This window comes from Paracidovorax oryzae ATCC 19882 (assembly GCF_000687165.1).
In the GTDB taxonomy this organism is placed as follows: domain Bacteria; phylum Pseudomonadota; class Gammaproteobacteria; order Burkholderiales; family Burkholderiaceae_C; genus Paracidovorax; species Paracidovorax oryzae.
This window is the reverse complement of the sequence record NZ_JMKU01000063.1, coordinates 1-2,689: the sequence shown is the minus strand read 5'-3', so window position 1 is coordinate 2,689 and position 2,689 is coordinate 1. Positions and strand designations below refer to the sequence as shown.

At 61.3% G+C, this 2,689-nt stretch carries 3 protein-coding genes; 1 reads left to right on the top strand and 2 read right to left on the bottom strand.

What is annotated here, in order from left to right:
- The first annotated feature begins 168 nt into the window (after positions 1 to 168).
- Positions 169 to 555, top strand: coding sequence for a helix-turn-helix domain-containing protein (locus tag T336_RS0122360; RefSeq protein ID WP_026434187.1), 387 nt, complete (start codon positions 169 to 171; stop codon positions 553 to 555).
- A 241-nt stretch (positions 556 to 796) separates the two neighbouring features.
- Here the strand turns inward: T336_RS0122360 and T336_RS0122350 are convergent, their stop codons facing one another.
- Together T336_RS0122350 and T336_RS0122345 are read right to left on the bottom strand one after the other, a co-directional pair.
- Positions 797 to 1,783 carry an HNH endonuclease gene (locus tag T336_RS0122350; RefSeq protein WP_026434186.1) on the bottom strand — a complete coding sequence of 329 codons (987 nt, stop codon included), beginning with the start codon at positions 1,781 to 1,783 and terminating at the stop codon, positions 797 to 799.
- Between the two features lie 63 nt (positions 1,784 to 1,846).
- Positions 1,847 to 2,500 (bottom strand): hypothetical protein, encoded by a 654-nt coding sequence (locus tag T336_RS0122345; protein ID WP_244884012.1) that lies wholly within the window; start codon positions 2,498 to 2,500, stop codon positions 1,847 to 1,849.
- Positions 2,501 to 2,689: the final 189 nt, after the last annotated feature.

The following is a 2,689-nucleotide window of genomic DNA, read 5'->3' as shown; positions in this document are numbered from 1 at the left end:
TGCAGGCCATTGCGCAGCGGCAGGACGCTACCATTCACTGAAACAGAAACTCCCTCTCAATCGAGGTGTTGCACTTCAGGTTTGAGACCGCCCCGCAAAATATGCCAAAGCCAGTATCTTGCAAAAACTGGCTTTGGCATATATATTGGCCTTCGCCGATAAAACCACATGGACTACTCCCTCCACCTGACCAGCCAGCTCCGCGAGCACCTGCGAGCACTCCGGAAGGCGCGCGGCCTCACCCAAGCCGCGCTTGGGCAGATGCTGGGCGTGGGGCAGGCCCGTGTCGCAGAGATTGAAGGCAACCCGGGCGTCGTGAGCGTCGAACAGTTGATGAAGGTGCTCTCCGCATTGCGCGTATCCCTGGTGTTGAGGGATGATCACACGCTCGAAGCCACCGCAAGCCAATCGGATGCGGCTCCCTCGTCCTTCACCTCTCCGGCCAACAAACCCCGCAAGCCAGCCGGGCAACCCACGAGTAAAGCCCCGACCATTAACGTCGCATCACCATCCGGCCGGAGCGTCACCATCCGACCCAGGAAGGGCTCTTGGTGATGGTGGTGCTCCCGGGGTTTCCCGAGCACATCTGGGCCTCGACCGCGAAAGGCATGCGGGGCCAGGCGGAGAAATTTCTCTCGGAAGCCGCCAGCATCTCTTGATCACAGTCGCATGGCTTGCTCACGATCTCCCGAGGCCGCGCCAATCCGCATTGCCAAGCAAAAGCCCCCAGGCCCATAGGAACCGATGGCGCTGCTAGCCATGTGTTCCAGCGCCATATCAGCAGCCTGCATCGATCTCATAGATGCTGCAAAAAGCTGGAGCGCAACAGAACATTCTCGCGATGGAATTCGAGGAAGCGCTTCTGCCCGCTTGAAAAGGCACCGACATTCCAAGGCTGCCGGGGATCAAGCCCCATCCGGACCAGCGAATCCTGGTCCGCCACAGGAGAAAAAATCACCTGCCCATCGTCGTCGAAGGCAATGAACCCGCGGTCGAACAGATGATCCATGCTCGGGGTGAGTAGCAGACCATTTTCACCATCGAGCCGCTCTTCGTTTGTGGCGTCTCGCCAGGGTTTGCAGTGACTGGCGCGGAGGTGCTCTTCCCTTGTCACGCCCGTGATCCGGCAGGCTCTCTCTATGGCCATCACACGCCCCTTGAAGAGGCCTTGGCCTCTGCGCGCCAGCACCAATGCCTGACGATCTGTTTCGGGCAAGCTGGCGTCGGTCTGGACCCGTTGAAGCTCGTGCTCTTCCCATTGGACAAGCCCCACCGCAGAGCCGGCTATTTCGGATCTTTCTGCGACACGGAAGCCTTTCACCAAGTCATGGGCTTCAGCACCCAGCAGATCAATCAAGACCGCCGCCAGACGCTCAGGAAGGCGCGTCAGGTACACGCTCTGCAGTCCCACTCCGTTGGGCCGCAAAGGGGCGTATCGCGCCGGTAGCAGTGGCGCCAGCACCGCCATGTGGGAGGCGGGCCGCATAGGCGCCCGAAGGGGATGGAAACGCACATCCAAGCGCCAGCCGATCTGATCCCAGTAGGCCCCGGTCTGCCCAAACTCCAACGGCTTTGGGGCCTCGTACGCATGTGATTGTGCGATGCCGATGGCTCGGATCACGGTGTCCGCGAATGAGAAGACCACATCGCCAGGAGCCACCTCGCGCATGAAATCGTAAAACGGATTTCTTGCCTGGTTGGCCTTGCGCTTGGGCGACCAAAGATACCCGCCCCGCACCTCATGGCGGTATGTTTGGTTCTGATTGACCCACCAGTAACGCATGGCCTCCTCCTACCCTCCCGGTGTTGCCGAGCCACCCAACCCCGCCGCGCACCCCCGCTTCGCTTATTTTGGCAGCCCGTCAGGCCCGGCGTAGGTATAGCCCTCCACCTTCTCTCCCTTGCACAGCGACTGCATGTCCCGCGCCAGAAAAGGCAGCAGGTTGTTCAGGCCATAGTTGAGCGTCGTCACGTACTCGCCTTGCGCCCCCCACATATTGGTCTTGTCGCCATGGGAGCGGTAATACTTCTGCTGCAGCACACCGTTGCGATCCGCGAACTCGGCCTTCACCGCCACCATGCTGAAAATCTTCATGCCGACATGCCAGGTGTATGCCCGCGTCAAGGTGGTCCGCACGGTCAGGCCGTCCGCCGCAGGAGTGCCGTCCGGCGGCGTGCTCCCGATGGTGTAACCGAAGGCTTTGAGTTGCTTGAGACCCTCGGTCATCCACGGGCTGACGCCTTCCGCCAGAAGCGGGCCGCTGAACGACTGCCCTATGGTTTCCTTGTTTTGCCGGGCATCTGAAGCAGGCGCGATGTGCAGCACACAAGGGCTGGCCTGAAAGGACGACATGGTGCCCGCCTCGCTCTCGCCCGGGTCGTATGTCATCTTCACGGCGAATGCCGCGTCCTTGCCAGGCACCGCGGGCTGCGCAGCAGCGACTGTGCTGAGCAGAAGAGCGGCCAGCAGGCCGGTGATCCGTTTGGTTCTTTGGTGCATGTCGGTTCCCGGAATCATTGCTGCGCTGCCGTCACAAGGCTGCCGCTGTGCGGCAAGGAATAGAGCTTCATGTCGGAACCCAGCAGGATGACCCGTGATGTTGCCCCCGTATTCCCGGTCCCGTCCTATTCGCAATAAAGCGTCTGGTCCACCGATGGCTCCAGCCGCACCCGGGCGGCCTGCTGCCGC